This window comes from Amycolatopsis sp. NPDC050768, from assembly GCF_040654155.1.
Classification (GTDB): domain Bacteria; phylum Actinomycetota; class Actinomycetes; order Mycobacteriales; family Pseudonocardiaceae; genus Amycolatopsis.
In genome coordinates, this window is record NZ_JBFAHL010000011.1 from 53,205 (window position 1) to 69,597 (window position 16,393).

The 16,393-nt window shown below is 69.8% G+C and carries 16 protein-coding genes; 6 read left to right on the forward strand and 10 right to left on the reverse strand.

The window, feature by feature from the left end:
• The first annotated feature begins 131 nt into the window (after positions 1 to 131).
• Positions 132 to 584: an Lrp/AsnC family transcriptional regulator gene (locus AB0H62_RS29630; RefSeq protein WP_255638377.1), complete on the forward strand. Its 453-nt coding sequence runs from the start codon at positions 132 to 134 to the stop codon at positions 582 to 584.
• Positions 585 to 603: 19 nt separating this feature from the next.
• On the opposite strand, the gene AB0H62_RS29635 is transcribed toward AB0H62_RS29630, so the two are convergent.
• Positions 604 to 1,431: a helix-turn-helix transcriptional regulator gene (locus AB0H62_RS29635; RefSeq protein WP_220243522.1), complete on the reverse strand. Its 828-nt coding sequence runs from the start codon at positions 1,429 to 1,431 to the stop codon at positions 604 to 606.
• 247 nt (positions 1,432 to 1,678) lie between these two features.
• On the opposite strand from AB0H62_RS29635, the gene AB0H62_RS29640 reads away from it, so the two are divergent.
• Positions 1,679 to 2,719 carry an LLM class flavin-dependent oxidoreductase gene (locus AB0H62_RS29640; RefSeq protein WP_360589589.1) on the forward strand — a complete coding sequence of 347 codons (1,041 nt, stop codon included), beginning with the start codon at positions 1,679 to 1,681 and terminating at the stop codon, positions 2,717 to 2,719.
• A 231-nt stretch (positions 2,720 to 2,950) separates the two neighbouring features.
• On the opposite strand, the gene AB0H62_RS29645 is transcribed toward AB0H62_RS29640, so the two are convergent.
• The 7 genes from AB0H62_RS29645 to AB0H62_RS29675 all read right to left on the reverse strand — a co-directional run bounded on the left by AB0H62_RS29645 (position 2,951) and on the right by AB0H62_RS29675 (position 8,796).
• Positions 2,951 to 3,916 carry a PHB depolymerase family esterase gene (locus AB0H62_RS29645; protein ID WP_220243520.1) on the reverse strand — a complete coding sequence of 322 codons (966 nt, stop codon included), beginning with the start codon at positions 3,914 to 3,916 and terminating at the stop codon, positions 2,951 to 2,953.
• Entirely contained in the window at positions 3,917 to 4,699 is a 783-nt protein-coding gene (locus AB0H62_RS29650; protein ID WP_220243519.1) for an amino acid ABC transporter ATP-binding protein, read from the reverse strand. It abuts the gene before it with no gap.
• Positions 4,696 to 5,451 (reverse strand): amino acid ABC transporter permease, encoded by a 756-nt coding sequence (locus tag AB0H62_RS29655; protein ID WP_220243518.1) that lies wholly within the window; start codon positions 5,449 to 5,451, stop codon positions 4,696 to 4,698. The genes AB0H62_RS29650 and AB0H62_RS29655 overlap by 4 nt, the downstream gene beginning before the upstream one ends.
• A gap of 12 nt (positions 5,452 to 5,463) precedes the next feature.
• Entirely contained in the window at positions 5,464 to 6,321 is an 858-nt protein-coding gene (locus AB0H62_RS29660; protein WP_360589592.1) for a transporter substrate-binding domain-containing protein, read from the reverse strand.
• Positions 6,318 to 7,145: a creatininase family protein gene (locus AB0H62_RS29665; protein WP_220243516.1), complete on the reverse strand. Its 828-nt coding sequence runs from the start codon at positions 7,143 to 7,145 to the stop codon at positions 6,318 to 6,320. Before AB0H62_RS29665 ends, AB0H62_RS29660 begins: the two co-directional genes overlap by 4 nt.
• 14 nt (positions 7,146 to 7,159) lie before the next feature.
• Positions 7,160 to 7,846, reverse strand: coding sequence for an FCD domain-containing protein (locus tag AB0H62_RS29670; RefSeq protein ID WP_220243515.1), 687 nt, complete (start codon positions 7,844 to 7,846; stop codon positions 7,160 to 7,162).
• Between the two features lie 122 nt (positions 7,847 to 7,968).
• Positions 7,969 to 8,796 carry a LysR family transcriptional regulator gene (locus AB0H62_RS29675; RefSeq protein WP_360589595.1) on the reverse strand — a complete coding sequence of 276 codons (828 nt, stop codon included), beginning with the start codon at positions 8,794 to 8,796 and terminating at the stop codon, positions 7,969 to 7,971.
• A 94-nt stretch (positions 8,797 to 8,890) separates the two neighbouring features.
• Here AB0H62_RS29675 and AB0H62_RS29680 point away from each other — a divergent pair, with 94 nt between their 5' ends.
• From AB0H62_RS29680 to AB0H62_RS29690, 3 genes are all read left to right on the forward strand, one after another.
• Positions 8,891 to 9,340 (forward strand): nuclear transport factor 2 family protein, encoded by a 450-nt coding sequence (locus AB0H62_RS29680; protein ID WP_266118145.1) that lies wholly within the window; start codon positions 8,891 to 8,893, stop codon positions 9,338 to 9,340.
• Positions 9,337 to 10,254, forward strand: coding sequence for an NADP-dependent oxidoreductase (locus tag AB0H62_RS29685; protein WP_360589597.1), 918 nt, complete (start codon positions 9,337 to 9,339; stop codon positions 10,252 to 10,254). The genes AB0H62_RS29680 and AB0H62_RS29685 overlap by 4 nt, the downstream gene beginning before the upstream one ends.
• A gap of 940 nt (positions 10,255 to 11,194) precedes the next feature.
• Entirely contained in the window at positions 11,195 to 11,596 is a 402-nt protein-coding gene (locus AB0H62_RS29690; RefSeq protein ID WP_220243512.1) for a hypothetical protein, read from the forward strand.
• Between the two features lie 4 nt (positions 11,597 to 11,600).
• Here AB0H62_RS29690 and AB0H62_RS29695 read toward each other — a convergent pair whose 3' ends face one another.
• Positions 11,601 to 12,071, reverse strand: a complete 471-nt coding sequence (locus AB0H62_RS29695) for a GNAT family N-acetyltransferase (RefSeq protein ID WP_360589599.1) — start codon at positions 12,069 to 12,071, stop codon at positions 11,601 to 11,603.
• 42 nt (positions 12,072 to 12,113) lie between these two features.
• Positions 12,114 to 14,714, reverse strand: a complete 2,601-nt coding sequence (locus AB0H62_RS29700) for a fibronectin type III domain-containing protein (protein ID WP_360589601.1) — start codon at positions 14,712 to 14,714, stop codon at positions 12,114 to 12,116.
• Positions 14,715 to 15,067: 353 nt separating this feature from the next.
• Between AB0H62_RS29700 and AB0H62_RS29705 the strand changes: the two genes are divergently transcribed.
• Entirely contained in the window at positions 15,068 to 16,384 is a 1,317-nt protein-coding gene (locus AB0H62_RS29705; protein WP_360589603.1) for a glycoside hydrolase family 27 protein, read from the forward strand.
• Positions 16,385 to 16,393 lie beyond the last annotated feature (9 nt).

The following is a 16,393-nucleotide window of genomic DNA, read 5'->3' on the forward strand; positions in this document are numbered from 1 at the left end:
GGGACAGAGGAAGACGTCTAACGCCGATCTTCGCTCCACGCCGATCAGGGATCCAGGTATCGACGGCAAGTGTGGAACAATGGCTCATCCGGCCGAGAAGAGCCGGATGATTGGCTTCGAGAGGTGCGGGGATGTCCGAGCCGGGTGGACGAATGGCGGCGGCCCTGGACGAGGTCGACCTGAAACTCATCGCCGAGCTGAAGGCCGACGGGCGCGCGTCGATGCGCGCGCTGGCCGAGCGCGTGCACATTTCGCGAGCGGGCTGTTACACGCGGGTGGAGCGGCTGCACCGCGAAGGCGTGATCACCGGGTACGCCGCCGTCACTGATCCGCGCCGGATGGGGCAGGGGCTCGCGGCGTACGTCTACCTCAAGGTCACGCAGAACTCGTGGCGCACCGTGAGCGCGGCGCTCAAGAGCATCCCCGAGATCGAGCACGGCGGGCTCGTCTCGGGGGACAACGACCTCATCCTGTTCGTGCGCACGAGCGACGCCGACAGCCTGCGCGACCTGGTCTTCGAACGGCTTCAGGCGATGAAGGACGTGCTCTCGACGCACACCGTGCTGGTCTTCGACGAGCTGTGAGGCCTCAGGTTGTAAGGCCTCAAGAGACCAGCGAGTCGAGCAGCTTCAGGCGCTCGGCCGACGGCGAGCCGGGCTCGGCACCGGAGAAGATGATGCGCTGACCGGAGTCGTCGGGCATCCGCAGGCTCTCCTCGTTGAGGGTGAGCCGCCCGACGAGCGGGTGGTCGTACTCGCGCACCGAGTGCAGGCACTGCGCCACGGGGTGCGCAGCCCAGATCCGTGCGAACTCCGGGCTCTGGATGCTCAGGTCGCCGATCAGCTCCGCCATCTTCGGGTCGTCGGTCTGCTCGCCGGTGGTCATCCGCAGGTAGGAGGCCGCGTTGTGGGCCTGGCGCTCCCAGTCGACGACGAGGTCGCGCATCGCCGGCTCGAGGAACATGTGCTTGGTCAGGTTGGGCCGCGCGTCGCGGTCGATGCCGAGCAACGCGAAGCCGAGCCGGTTGCCGCCGAGCAGGTCGGTCCGCCGGCCGACGATGATCGCCGCCTGGTCGAGGTTGCTCTCGACCAGCGCGAGAACCGAGTCACGCACCATTTCCGGGCCTGCCTCCCGCCGCATCACCTGGGCGGGCCAGGCCAGGCGCAGCAGGTGCATCCGCTCGCTCTCGTCGAGGCGCAGCGCGTTGGCGATGGCCTCCATCACCGAGTCGGACATCTGGTGGCTCTCGCCCTGCTCGATGCGGGTGTAGTAGTTCACGCTCACGCCGGCGAGCTGCGCGACCTCCTCGCGCCGCAGCCCGGGGACGCGGCGCGGGGTGCCGTAGGTCGGGACCCCGGTGTCCGCGGGCGTCAGCGCCGCCCTGCGGGCGCGCAGGAAGTCCCCGAGTTCGGTGTTGCGCTGCTCGCTCATGACTATCCCCTGTTTTCTGCCTCGACTCCGCCGAGGCGTGCGAGATCGCTTCAAGCCGGCTTCTTCCCTCCCGATTTTCGCGCGGCCCAGGGCCGCGCGAAAATCGCTCAGTCCAGAAGCCGGCGCGATCTCGCGGCGGCCTCACCTGAGTCCATCCTCCTCCGCGAGCTGGCGCGCTGCCGTCCCCTCGTGTGGGTACCCAGCGTGTGGCGAGGTGCGGTTGCCGTGGTGGTTACAACATCGGGGCATGACGAAGTATTCGGTCACCCTCGGACTCGACACGTTCGGGGACGTGCTTTCCGACGACGGCGGTACGCCCGTCGGCCACGCCGAGACCATCCGCGGCCTGGTGGAGCACGGTGTGCTCGCCGACCACGTGGGCCTCGACTTCTTCGGCATCGGCGAGCACCACACGGTGGACATGCCGCTCTCGGCTCCCGATGTGGTGCTGGCGGCGGTGGCGGCGCGCACGTCGCGCATCCGGCTGGGCTCCGCCGTCACGGTGCTGAGCTCCGACGACCCCGTGCGCGTCTTCCAGCGCTACTCGACGCTCGACGCGCTCTCGCACGGGCGGGCGGAGGTGATCCTGGGGCGCGGGTCGAGCACCGAGTCGTTCCCGCTGTTCGGCTACGAACTGGGCGACTACGACGAGCTGTTCGACGAGAAGGTGGACCTGTTCTCCCGCCTGCTGGAGGAGAAGCCCGTGACGTGGTCCGGCCGGCTGCGGCCCTCGTTGAGCGGGCAGGAAGTCGTGCCGCACACGGAGACGGGCCCGATCCCGGCGTGGATCGGCGTCGGCGGCAGCCCTGAGTCCGTGCTGCGGACGGCGAAGTACGGGATGTCGCTGATGCTCGCGATCATCGGCGGCCCGGCCGCGCGGTTCAAGCCGTTCGCGGACCTGTTCCGCGACGTGCAGCGCCGCCTGGACAAACCGCAGAAGGCGATCGGGCTGCACATGCCCGGCCACATCGCCGACAGCGACGAGGACGCGATGGAGGAGCTGTACCCGCACTACGTCGACGTGCTCACCCGCGTCGCACGCGAGCGGGGGTTCCGGCCGCCGTCGCGGGAGCAGTTCCTGGAGGAGGTCTCCGAACGCGGCGCCTGGCACGTCGGCTCGCCGGAGACGGTGGCGCGCAAGATCGCCGCGTCGCTCAAGACGGTGGGGGCCACGCGGTTCGACCTCAAGTACGGGCTGGCTGGCCTGCCGCGCGGCTCGGTGCTGCGCAACATCGAGCTGTACGGCACGCGCGTGGCCCCGATGGTGCGCGACCTGATGGAGGAGTAAGCCTTCGCAGGGGTGGCGGCCTGGCCACCACCCCCGCAAGACAGCGTCGCACTGGCTACCACAGCCGCGAGATCGCGCCGACTTCTGGACTGAGCGGTTTTCGCGCGGCCCCTGGGCCGCGCGAAAACCGGGAGGGAAGAAGTCGGCTTGAAGCGATCTCGCACGCCTCGGCGGAGCCGGGGCAGACAACACAGCGATCTCGCACGCCTCGGCGGAGCAGGGGCAGACAACTCAGAACAAGCCGGAACCCAGTGTGTGGGCGTTGAAGAAGGTCCAGATCACCTGCTGTGCCTTTACCGTCTGCGTCGCCGAGCCCGGGCCGCTGTCCACGAGCTCGCCGGGCCAGGTGTGGCCGGCGCCGAGGATGCGGTAGTGGGTGACCGAGGCGTTGACGGCGCAGTTCTGCCACGAGAACTGGATCACGTCGGAGCCGATCGGGGTGCTGACCGGCGTGGCGGCGCAGTGGTTGTGGTTCGCCCAGTTCTGGGCCCAGTCCATCAGGTAGGGGATGGGCTCGCTGTGGCTGGTGCCGCCGTTGTACTCGATGGTCGGGTCGGCGGTGCCGTGGAAGTCGACGATCGGGGCGGGGACGCTCGACGAGCAGCCCACCGTGGTGCCCGGGTAGAACGCGCCGGCGATCGTCGCGAACGCGGCGATGCGCATCGGCAGCTGGCAGGCCAGCAGCGACACGAAGCCGGCGCCGTTGGACTTGCCGGTGGCGAAGATGCGCAGCGGGTCCACGCACAGCGTCGCCTGCAGGTGGTCGAGCAGGTCGCCGACGAAGCGGACGTCGTCGACGCCTTCCGCGGCGTACGGGGCGCTCTGCCAGGCGCGCTGGTCGTCGAGACCCTTGGCGCCCACCGGGTAGACGGCGATGGTGTCGAGTCCGTCGATGCCGGAGAACTCTTCGATGTCGCTGCCGTCGCCCTTGCGGCCGTGGAACGCCATGACCACGGGCTTCGGGTGGCCGGGCTGGTAGTTCGCGGGCAGGTGGATCAGGTAGTCGCGGGAAAGCCCGCCGGAGGTGATGGTCTGCGTGACCGTCTGCCCGAGCGGCAGGGTGGTCGACTGCGCGGTGCAGCCCATCGAAACCTTGGGGTAGTTGCGCACGGAGGGGGTCGCGGACGCGGTCTGCGGCACGACCGCCGTGGCGGTCAGCGCAAGCGCGGCGACAGCGGCGAGCTTGGCGAATCTCATTCAGAGCACCTCGTCGAGGAAGGACCGGAGCCGGTCACTGCGGGGGGACTCGAAGAACTCGGTGGGGTGGGCGGCTTCCACGAGCCGTCCTTGGTCGAGGAACACGACCTGCTCGGCGACCTCACGGGCGAAGCGCATCTCGTGCGTCACCACGATCATCGTCATGCCGCGGGAAGCCAGGTCGCGCATCACGGCGAGCACGCCTTTCACGAGCTCGGGGTCGAGTGCGGACGTCGCTTCGTCGAACAACATCACCTCGGGGTTCATCGCCAGCGACCGCGCGATGGCCACGCGCTGCTGCTGGCCGCCCGAGAGCTGGGAGGGCCGGCGGTTCTCGTACGCCGCGAGCCCGACCGCCGCAAGGTTCGCCCGCGCGGTCTCCACAGCTTCGTCGCGAGACACACCGAGCACCTGCTGCTGGGCGAGCGTCACGTTGTCGAGCACCGTGTGGTGCGGGAACAGGTGGAAGTTCTGGAACACCATGCCGACGCGGGTGCGGATGCGGTCGACGTCGGCGCCCTTGTCGGTGATGGCCTGGTCGCCGATGAAGATGCGCCCGGCTGTCGGGATCTCCAGCAGGTTGGTGCAGCGCAGCAGCGTCGACTTGCCAGAGCCTGACGGGCCGATGATGCACGTCGTGGTGCCGCCCGGGGCTTCGAGCACGATGTCGTGCAGCACCGGGGTGTTGCCGAAGGTCTTGTCGATGTGTTCGTAGCGGACGGTCGTCCCGGTGGTTCGGGCGGTCGACGACGAAGCTGTCGCCGCGGTGCTCGCCTGCGTCATACCAGTGCCTCCTCGGTGCGCACGGCCGCCGGCGCGGTCGCCTCGGCGGGCCGGCCTTCGCGCATCCGCTTGTCCCACTTGTTCACCACGTAGGTGAGCGGCACCGTGATCGCGAGGTAGAACAGGCCAGCGGCGACCAGCGGCGAAAGCGAAGCGTTGTTGGTGGACGTGTCCTGGGCGATCGCGAACATCTCCCGCTGCCCGGCGGCGAGGCCGAGCAGGTAGACCAGCGCCGTGCTCTTGATGACCAGGATGAACTGGCCGGTGAGCGCCGGCAGCACGCGGCGGAAACCGATCGGGATCACGATGAGCCGCATGGTCTTCGTGTGCGACATCCCGAGGCTGCGCGACGCTTCGACGATGCCCTTGTCGACGCTCTGGAAGCCCGAGCGGAAGATCTCCGCCATGTAAGCGCCTTCCATGAGCCCGATCGCGAGCGCCGCGTAGCCGTAGGTCCAGTTGCCGAACATCGTGAGCCCGGCCAGCGGCAGGCCCTGGCCGATGAGGTAGATGCTCAGGATGTGGGGCAGGCCGCGCAGGATGTCGACGTACCAGCGGCACGGCAGGCGCAGCACCCGGAAGCGCGACATCAGGCCGCTGGCGAGGAAGATGCCGACCACGAGGCCGATCGCGCTCGCGAGCACGGTGAGGAACAGCGTGTTCAGCAGCCCCTCTTTCAGCAGCGTGGGGAGCGTGCTGCCGATGAGGTCGAGGTCGAAGAACGTGTCCCAGATTTGTTTCAGACCGTCCATGGCGCTGTCCTTTCAGGACCCGTCGGCGGCGGTGACGCCGGGGCGCTGCTGCATGCCGGGGTAGGCCTTGATCATGTCCGACGGGATCGCGACGCCCTTGGGGTTCCACTTGTCGAACAGCTTCGTGTACGTGCCGTCGGCGATCACGGCCTTGAGCGCGTCGTCGAGCGCTTTCTTCAGCTCGGGCTTGTCCTTGGCCACGGGGAACGCGGTCATGCCGCTGGTGATCGCCGGCGAGGCCTGGTAGTCGGGGTGCTTCTCGAGGAGGTCGTTCGTGGTCGCGACGCCGGTGAACAGCCCGTCGACCTGGCCGGCCGTGAGCGCGTTGGAGCTGGCCGCGATGTTCGGGAACTCCTTGACCGTCACGGTCGGCACGCGCTTCTTCACGAGCGGGATCAGCTCGCTGCCGCGGGTGATCGCGATGGTCTTGCCGCCCGAGGCGTCCACAGTGGCCAGTGGCGCGCTCTTGCGGGAGATCAGCTGCGCCTGCCCGTAGTTCACCGCGGTGGTGAAGTCGGTGACCTCCTGGCGCGGCGGCGTGACGAGCGTGCCGAACGCGGCGGAGTCGTACTTGTGGTTGCGGATGTTGGGCAGCATGCTCGCGAAGTCGGTCGCCGTGTAGTCGGCGGTCAAGTTCATCTTCTGCGCCATTGCCTGCGTGAGTTCGATGAGGAAGCCGGTGGGCTTGCCGCCGTCGATGAACGACGTCGGCTTGTCGTCGGAGCGGAAGGCGAAGTGGACCTTGCCGGGGGTGGCGGTGCCGAGCGGGTTGGCGGCCTGGTCGTCGCTGCCACCGCAGGCGGTCAGCGTGAGGCCGGCCGCGAGCACGAGGGTGGCCACTCCGAGACGGCGTCGGGTCGGGGCGGTCATGGCGTCTCCTGGGGAATGCGGGTGAGGGTGGGGGCGGACTGGCGTTCCGGCAGGTCGAGGAACTCCTGCAGGAAGCCGCTGATGCGCTCGACGGTGGCTTCCACCAGCCGAGCACCGATCTCGACGGACGACTTGGTGGCGTCGCCGAGCGTGCCGGTCTTGCTCAGGTCGTGATAGGACTGTGGAAAGTGGATCCCCGGCCGCGAGCGGCTGAGCTTGCCCGCCTGGTCGAGGTCGTCGAAGGTGGAGCTGCCGGGGGTGAGGCGCTCGGGGAGCACGAGGTCCGGGTCGGCGAACATCGCCTGCGAGGTCTCGATTTCGCTGGAGTGGCCGCCGATCCTGCTTTCGGACAGCTTCGACACGAGGTCCGACACCACGGGCGTGATCCCGCTCCACGCGATGTGCAGGTCGGGCAGGTCGGTGCGCAGCCGCGTGACGGCGACCTCGACCGTCGCGTTGTTGCCGCCGTGGCCGGTGAGCACGTAGACCTTGCGCCAGCCGTGGCGGTGCAGGCTGGTGACGAGCTCCACGATCACCTGCTGCAGCGTGATCGGCGACAGCGTGAGCGTGCCGGGGAAGGCCATGTGGTGCTCGGAGACCCCGACGGGGATCACCGGCGTCACCACGACCTTCGGCGAAAGGTGTTGCGCCACAAGGTCTGCGACGACCTCGGCCCGGGTGGTGTCGGTGCGCTGCGCGAGCCCGTGGCCGTGCTGCTCGGTGGCTCCGAGCGGCACGATCGCCACGGGGGCGTGCGGGCGCAGGTCGTCGATCTCGGGCCAGGTGAGGTCGGCGAGGCGGTGTGAACGTGGTGCGATCGGCATGGTGTCTTTCCGGGTCATTCGGCCCGCCCGAGCTGGCGGGCCACTTCGGTGCGGAGTTGTTCGAGGTGGTGGCGGGTGTGTTCCTCCGCGGCGGCCCCGTCGCCGGAGCGCACGGCGTCGAAGATGGCGAGGTGCTCCTCGTAGTCGCGCCGGCGGTCCTCGATGAGGGCGCGCAGGGCTTTCTGCTCCCGGCCACGCGCGGCGAGCAGTGAATCGACGACCTCGAAGAGCACCTGGTTGCCCGAACCGCCGGCGAGTTCGCGGTGGAAGTTCAGGTGCGGCCGGTGGTCGGTCTTGTCGCGCTTGGCCGTGTCGAGCGCGAGTTCCAATCGCTGCAGGCTTTCTTCGCTGCGGTTGACCGCGGTCAGCGCCGCGATGCCGGGTTCGATCGTGAGCCTGGCGTCGACGAGCTGGAGGATCAGCTCGTCCTTCATCGGCGCGGAGTTCGGGTTCGGCATGAGCGTGCGGTGGATGCCGTCGCCCACGTAGATGCCCGAGCCGTGCCGCATGCGCACCGCGTCGGTGGTCTGCAGCCGGCGCAGCGCTTCCCGGATCGTCGGCGTGGTCACGGAGAACCGCTCGGCCAGCACGCGCACGGTCGGCAGGCTGTCGCCCGGCGCCAGTCGCTCGTCGGCGATCAGCTCCAGCAGCCCGTCCACGAGCTGTTCGGACAGCCCGTGTTTCGGGTGCGCTTCGGTCATCGGTGACTCCGTTCTGCGAGTGAATTGACTAAATCACTTGCTCAATTTGAAGTCAAGGATTTCGCGACGAACGTGCATAAGTGCAGGTCCGGAGGGTTTGTGGTGATCTTCGAGGGTTCGGGCTACGCCGTGCCGGCGGTGGCGAGGCGGCGCGCGGCGACGTCCTTCGCGGTGCGCTCGAAGGCCTTCAGGTCCGGCGTCGGGGCGCCCGCGGCACGGCCCAGCACGAGCGTGGTGCCCGCCTGGCCGACCACCGGGACGGCCACCACGGCGTCGCCGATCCGGCTCGCGGCGCTCTCGCCGACGACCACCACGAGCTGGCCGAGCGCGACGCGATCGACGATCTCGTCGAGCGACACCGGCGGGCACGTCGCGCGGTAGACATCGATCCGGCGCAGCTCCTCGATCGGGACGGCCGCGCGTGTCGCGAGCGGGTGGGACACCGGCAGTAGAGCGACCGGCGACTCGACGGCCAGCTCCGTGGTCGTGAGCCCGGTGGCGTCGGAGGACGCGCAGAGCAGGGCGACGTCGGCGGTGCCTTCGCGCAGCGCCTGGGTCTGGTCGGTGGTGAACAGCAGCTCGACCGGCGCGGCGGCGGGGCGGTGCGCGTAGGCCTCGAGCAGGTCGGACAGCAGACCCGCGCCGGTGCCGGAGCGGACGGCGACCACGAGCCGCGCCGGCCGGGCCGCGCGCTGGGCTCGCCGCACCGCGGTGTCCACGGCGGCCAGCGCCGCGCGGCTTTCGGCGAGGAAGACCTTGCCGGCTTCGGTGAGGGAGACGCGGCGGCTCGTGCGGTCGAACAACCGCACGCCGATGCGCCGCTCGAGCCGGGCGATCGCGCGCGACAGCGGCGGCGCCGCGATGCCGAGCCGCTCGGCGGCACGGGCGAAGTGCAGCTCCTCGGCCACCGCGACGAAGTAGGCGAGCTCGCGCGTCTCCAGGCGATCCATACCTCCAGGGTAATGATCGTCGCCTGGACGGTCATCGTTCCGCTGGTCACGGGGGCGTTCTCTGGAAGCAGTCCCCCAGAGAAAGGCCATTTCCATGAGTGACGAACGCGCGGTCCAGGAGGTCCTGGCCCGCTACGTCCGTGCGGCCGACCGGCGAGACGGCGCCGCGCAGGGCACGCTGTTCACCGACGACGCCGTGGTCCGGATCCTCGTCCGGACCGGTCCCGGTACGTACGACCAGGTCGGCGAACCGCTGATCGGCGGCGCCGGTGTGCGGCACGCGGTGGAGCAGTTCATGCCCCCGCACCCCGAGGGCGGTTCCGGGCACCACGTGACCTCGGATCACCTGATCGAGGTCGACGGCGACCGGGCGCACCTGTCGGCGCAGTACGTGGTGTTCGAGGCCCGGACGCTGCCGTCGCCGGTGGTGCGGCCGATCGAGTCGGGCTACTACGACACCGAGCTGCGCCGCGTCGGTGGTGAGTGGAAGATCTCGCGCCACGACGTGCTGAACGACCTGCTCCCGGCGGGGCTGCAGTCGTGAAAGCCGTGGTGCACCACCGGTTCGGTGGTCCGGAGGTGCTGGAGCTCGCGGAGCTGCCGGACCCGAAGATGAACCTCGACGGGGTGCTGGTGCGGGTGAAGGCGGCGGCCTTGAACCCCGCGGATCTCGGGGTGCAGGCGGGCGCGCTGGCCGAGGCTCAGGAGACGTACTTTCCCGCGGTGCCGGGGTGGGACGTCGCCGGCGTGGTGGAACGCGCGGGGCCGGCGGCGCCCGAGTTCTCGCCGGGCGACGAGGTGATCGGGTTCATTCGCGGAGAGGTCGCACACCGCAACGGCGGGTATGCGGAGAAGGTGGCAGTCGACGTGCGAACGTTGGTGCGCAAGCCTTCTCGGCTGTCATGGGCCGAGGCGGCCGGGTTGCCGCTCGGCGGGCTGACGGCGTTGCAGGCGGTTCGGGCTCTCGGGTTGTCCTCGGGTGAGACGTTGCTGGTGCACGCGGCCGCGGGTGGCGTGGGTTCGCTCGCGGTGCAGCTTGCGGTCTCGCGTGGAGTGCGGGTGATCGGGACGGCTTCGGAGGCCAATCACGAGTACCTGCGGTCATTGGGTGCGTTGCCGGTTTCTTATGGTTCCGGTCTTGCCTCGCGGGTTCGGGCGTTGGTTCCTTCCGGAGTCGACGCGGTGCTCGACACTGTCGGGCGGGGTGCACTTTCGTCCACTCCGGACTTGGCTTCGCCGGACGTGCGGGTGGCGTCGATCGCGGAGTTTTCCTTTCCCGGCACGGTTCCGGTGTTCGCTCGCCTCGACCAGCGGGACCTGCTGGCGCTGGTCGAACTGGCCGAGACGGGCACGCTCTCGGTGCGCGTGGCGCGGACTTTCCCGCTGGCACAGGCGGCTGACGCGCAGCGGTTGCTGGCCCAGGGTCATGCGCCGGGGAAGGTCGTGCTGGTGCCTTAGGTTGTGATGAGCTGTTCGGAAACCGTCCACAAGCGACTCGCGGCTCGCGGCTTCGGGGTCGAGGGCTTCGGGTGCGACGCTGGAGCGTTCGGGGCTGCCGGCTGTGGCCGGGTCGAATCGTTCGGCTTCGGGGCTTCTGGGCTTCGGTGCGGCTCCGGTGGGGCCGTGCCGCCGGCGTTGTTGACGAGGATGTGGAGGACGGCCCGGCGCCCGGTGAGATCGACGCCGTCGAGCACCTCGGCGGCGGTGGAGTCCCGGGGTGAACGGGGTGGTGATGGGAATTGTCGGTTCCGTTCTGCTGTTCGGAGGGTCCTCCGGTTGTCTCGGTGTGGAGGGTGACCGGAGGAGTCTCCGATTTGCAGCAGGGGTGGTTCTGGGTGGACTCGGTGATGGCTCTCGCCGAGTTGTCCACAGAGGTGCCGGATTCGGGCGCGCCTGTGGATAACTCGGCTGCGCCAAGGGGTTTTGTCGGTGGGGGCCGATAGACTGGGCATGGGCACGCCCCCCTGGGAGGGCGGGGCTGTGTTCGGGCGGGGCTGTGTTCGGGCGGGGCTGTGTTCGGGCGGGGCTGTGTTCGGGCGGGGCTGTGTTCGGGCGGGGCTGTGTTCGGGCGGGGCTGTGTTCGGGCGGGGCTGTGTCAGCGGCGGTCGGGTGGAAGCGCGAGCTGTCAGTCGCGGCCCCAGTGGTGAGGTCCGTCGGTGGCGCGGTGGAGGTGCGGGTCGGTAACTGCGACCCCAGTCGTGCGGCCTCTCGGCGGCCGAGGTGGAGGCGCGGGTGGGCGCGGGGGCGCGAAGGCACCGCGGCAGGAGCTGCGCAAGCGGCGGCGCCACCGCGGGCGGGGGCACCAGGGAGAACCCGCTTCCTGAAGCGGTGATCGCTCAGTCGGGTTCGGTGGGGGCGTGGTTCACTCGGCGCCGGAACTCAGGAAGCGAGTCGAACCATGGTGACCATCACCGCGCGGGGCTGGAGTGTTCACGTCGGGGACACCGAGGTGGTCTTCGGGCGCACGCTGCGGCCCGGCGAGGGCGAGGCGGACCTGCCGCGCGTGTGGGCCGGGCGGGGGCTCGGGCTGCGCGACGAGGACGTGCCTGCGTTCGTGGCGGCGCTGGGTGAGGTGATGGCGACGTCGCAGTTCTGGCACGCGCGGGGCTCCGGCGCGGGGCGCGGGAGCGAGCAGATCTGGTCGGTTCCCCTGACGCGTAACGGGTTCACGTACGTCACCGGACCGTGTGGACGGTGGAACAACACCGCGGGGCACCGGCCGGTGGAGACGGTCTCGGTGGCGCTGGCCGACGTGCGCGGGTTGCGGATCCGGCTGGCGGCGCACCTGCACACGGGGTGAGCGATCACGCCCGGCGCTTGACCAGGAAAACCGCGTGCCGGATGTGGCCGTCGACCGGGCCGGGCTGGTCGGTCAACCGGTATCCGGCCCGTTCGTACATCGCGATGTTGCGCTTGCTCGCGGCGCCGGTGAAGAGCTCGAAGCGTTCCGCCGGCGCGGGCGCCTCGCTCTCCACATGCTCCAGCAGCCGCCGGCCGAGGCCGCGCCCGGTGAGGTCGGGCGCGACCATCAGGCGGCCCACCTCCCAGGCGCCGTCCTCGAGCCGCCCGCGGACCGCGCCGACCAGGCGCGGGCCCTGCCGCAGAACCCACACCCGCCACGTGCGGATGCCCTCGCGGACCTCGTCGAGCGTTTCGTGCAGCGCGGGGATTTCGAGAGTGTTGTTGAGCAGGGCTTCCTGCACCCAGCAACACCGCTGCAGCACGAGCAGTTCGGCGGCGTCGTCGGCGGTCGCTTCGAGCAGGCGGATGTCCACGGTGCCTGTCTAGCGCCCGGGAGGCCGGCGGCGCAATCGAGTTCAGCCGGTGGTCTTCGCCGTGACCGACACCGGCGCCCCGGCGCCGTTGCCCGTCACCGCCGCGATGGTGAACGTGTACGCGGTGCCGGGGGTCAGGCCGTCGATCACGCGCGTCATGCCCTTGGCCGTCGGCTGGCTCACCAGGGCGTCGCGGCCGACAGCGGTGATCGTGCGGCCGTCGGAGACCGTGATGCGGTACGCGAGCACCGGGGTCGCGCCCGTGTTCTTGGGCGGGGTCCAGTGCAGGCTCACGGCGTCGACGGCCGGGAGGGCCTTCGCGCCGGTCGGGGCCGCGGCGAGTGAATCGGCAGGTGCGCCGACGGTCACCGGAGCCGATGGCAGCGACGCGAAGCCCGCGCCGAGTGCGTTGCGGGCCGCGACTGTGACCGTGTACGCGCGGCCGTCCGTGAGGCCTGGCACCGTCGCGTAGCCGGTCCGCAGGAAGTCCGCCGCCGGGACGGTCGTGGTGACCCGATGCGTGCCGTCCGTCGTGGTGAGGACGTAGGCGGTCACGGGTGAGCCGTTCTCTGCGACGGTCGGGTTCCAGGTGACGTACAGCTTCCCCGCCACGGCGAACGTACCCACTCGTGAAGGCGCGTCTGGCGCGGAACGACCGTCGACCGGTCGTTGCAGCACCCACCGGTACGTGGGCTCGATCCCCGCCGCGGACACGATCGACGCCGGCGCCGCGGCCGGAGTGCTCAGCAGGTGGTTGCCGGTCGTGATCACGCCCTTGTTGGTGCCGTCGCGATCGCCCTGTTCCCAGTAGTTGCCCTGGATGAGCGTCGGGTCGTTGTTGCCGAGCGCGTCGCGGTAGTCGACGTGCGGGGTGCCGACGTCGAAGTACGCGGCGCCGTAGAGGACGTTGCCCGAGATGGTCTCGTAGGTGTTGCCGTTGTCGGTGTACACGGCCTTGCCCAGGCCCCACTGGCCGTGGATCACGTTGCCGGTCACCTTTTCGCCGTCGGTGAGCGACGTGCCGGTGATGCCCTGGGTGTAGATGCCGCCGCCGTCGTCGAGGGCGAGCATGTAGTCGTGGATCGCGTTGTCCGCGATCACGTTGTCGTGCGAGACGTTCGGCGTCGCCGGCTGCATGATCTTGTCGGGCCAGCCGCCCCAGCCCACGGAGATGGCGGAGTAGGCGACGTGGTCGATCTCGTTGTGCGCGATGGTGTCGTGCTGCGTGTAGCCGTTGACGATCGGCACGCCGCCGTGGAACTCGCGCGGCAGGCCGTAGAGGTGGTTGTCGGTGACCTGCACGCCACTGGTCATCTCACCTCCTTGCGGCTGGTCGACGCCGCCCACCTCGACGCCGTTGCCGGAGATGTCGGTGAAGACGTTCGCCCGCACCGTCGCGTCCTGCGCGCCGTCGCCGAGGTCGAGGCCGGCGGCGCCGAGGTGGGTGAACACGTCGTCGCTGAACTCGACGCGCCGGCTCTGCGACACCGAGACGTTGCCGGGTTCCTTCGTCCAGCTCGCGTACGGGCAGGTGCCGCCGGTCACGAACCCGCACAGGCCTTGGGTGGCGTACGCGCCCACGCCGGTGTTCGTGTAGCCCGCCTGGATTTCGGAGAAGCCCTCCGGTGACGACGGCGTGAGCCAGGTCGCGTAGGAGAACTGTATCCCGCGGAAGGCGACGTCCTGGATCGGCGCGGTGGCGGTGCCCCGGCCGTCGACGAGCTTCTCCAGCGCCGGGACCTCGACGTCGGCGTGCCGGAGGTCCTCGTGCGCTCGCGGGAGGTAGTAGATCGTGCGGGCGGAGCGGTCGAGGTACCACTCGCCGGGGGTGTCGAGGAGCTCGCGGGCGTTGTCCACAAACGACGGTTGACGGCCGTTGGTGAGATCACCCGGGCCGACCATGTTCACGGTGCGGCCGGGGATGTCGGGGAACTCGACGCGCCGGGTGGAGTTGTCCCAGCACGGCTGGGCCATGGTGATCGTGGTGCCGGTCGCCGACGCGATGGGGCAGCGGGGTTCGGTCCACTGGCCGAGGCCGTTGCGCTGGACGTTCCACAGCGCTTCGCCCGCGGTGTAGACGAGTTCGATGTCGCTCGGGTCGTGCCAGTGGGCGAGCGTGTCGGCGGACGCCGTGTACCCGGTGTCGGTGGCGGTGAGCTTGACGGGGAGCTGGCCTTGCGCGCGTTGTTCGCGGACGCCGTCGATGTAGAGCTGTCTCGTGTTGTCCATGCCGGCGGGTTCAGGCGCGGCGAAGAGACCGGCGTGACCGGGCACGGGGCGCCAGCCGGTGACCTGACGGCCGCCGCTGAGCACGGTGCGCCCGGAGCCCTGCCAGATGATGCGGTGGCCGCCGGTGCCGGAGTCGCGGGCGTCGAGGGTGAGCGGCTTGTCGAGGCGGAAAACGCCGGGGGCCAGGTGAATCGTGAGGTCGGTGGTGAGGTGGGGTGCACGGTCCCGGGCCAGCTGCTGGGCTCGGGCCACCGTGCGGATCGGGTGGGCGGCCGTGCCCGGCGCGCTGTCGGAACCGCCGGGCGCGACGTACACGTCCTGCCGGCCGGGCTGCGCCACGGCAGCGGTCCCCGGGCCCAGCAAGGCGGCGCCGAGGAGAAGCGTGGCGGCGAGAGTGGTGGTGTGGCGGGTCATCGTGGCCTCCGTCGAGCTGGGTGATGTACCGAGCCGTGGGCAGGGCAAACATAGGATCTCTGCGCGGTGATTGTCGAGGGCTTTTGGTGAGGCTCTTTCCGAATGAACTCGACTGGTCTACTGGTCCTTGACCGATTCCGCGGGAATTCCCATATGTGAAAGGGTGTTCGGGTGCGTGAACTGGTGGTGTTGTTCTGGGAAAACTTCACCGATTCGCACTCGTGGTCGAGCGTTTGGCTGGCCCAGTCATCGGATGAATCGTTGACGCTCGACTGCGGCGGGCGTACAACGGTAAACGCTTTCAACCCGGTGCGGCCGCGGGGCCGCCGGGGATCCGGAAGGGGTCGTCCGGCATGAACCGAGTTACCAAGGTGAGAGTCCTGGCCGCTGTCATGGCGGTTCTGGCGGGTGGGGTCGTCGCGGCGCCCGAGGCCGTCGCGGCTTACCGGCCACCCGTCGCGGCCACGCCACCGATGGGCTGGAGCAGCTGGAGCTCGCTGCGCACGGCCATCAACGAGCAGGCCATCGAAGCCCAGGCCAAGGTGATGCACGATTCGCTCGCGCGTTACGGCTACGACTACGTCAACATCGATGCCGGCTGGTCCGACCACGTCGACGAGTACGGCCGCAACGCCGCCAACGCCACCCGCTTCCCGAACGGCATCGCGGCCGTCGCGAAGTACGTGCACGGGCTAGGCCTGAAGTTCGGCATCTACCTCGTCCCCGGCGGCCCCGAAGCGGCGGTCGCCGCGAACTCGGCGATCAAGGGAACTCCGTACCACGTCGGCGATATCGCCGACCCGAGCGTGCCCGGCAACACAGCCGACGACGGGTCCGCACGCATCGACTTCAGCAAGCCCGGCGCCGACGCGTACGTTCGCTCGCAGGCCGACTTGCTCGCTTCCTGGGGTGTCGACTACATCAAGATGGACTTCGTCGGGCCCGGCGGCGGCAACGTCGTGGCGGACAACCGCCCGGACGTCCAGCACTGGCAGGCCGCTTTGCGCGCCACCGGTCGGCTGGTCCACTTGGAACTGTCCAATTCGCTCAGTTTCGCCGACGTCGACACGTGGCAGCGCTACAGCAACGGCTGGCGCATCGAGGGTGACATCGAGTGCTACAGCCATTGCGTCGGACTGACCAACTGGGACGTGCGGGTGAAGCAGCGGTTCACCGACGTGCCGAAGTGGGTGCCCCACGCCGGCCCCGGGCACTGGAACGACCTCGATTCCGTCGAGGTCGGCAACGGTGCCAGTGACGGGCTTTCCGCCGACGAGAAGCAGAGCGTGGTCACGCTGTGGTCCATCGAGGGCGCGCCGCTGCTGCTGGGCACGGACCTGACGAAGCTCGACCCGGCCGACCTCCCGCTCATCACCAACCGCGAGGTGATCGCCGTGGACCAGGCCGGCCGCCCCGCCCACCCGGTCTCGCAGGCGACGCCGCAGCAGACGTGGGTGAGCTCCGACGGCCACGGCGGCTACACCGTCGCGCTCTTCAACCTGGGCAGCACGTCCGCGACGGTCACCGCGAACTGGAGTGACCTCGGTGTCCGTGGGCCGGCGTTGGTCCGGGATCTCTGGGCCCACCGCGACCTGGGTGTCGCGCGAGGTTCTTTCTCGGCGACGTTGGCTCCGCACGCGTCGAGGTTGGTGAAGGTCGTGCCGTTCTGATCGGTGCCG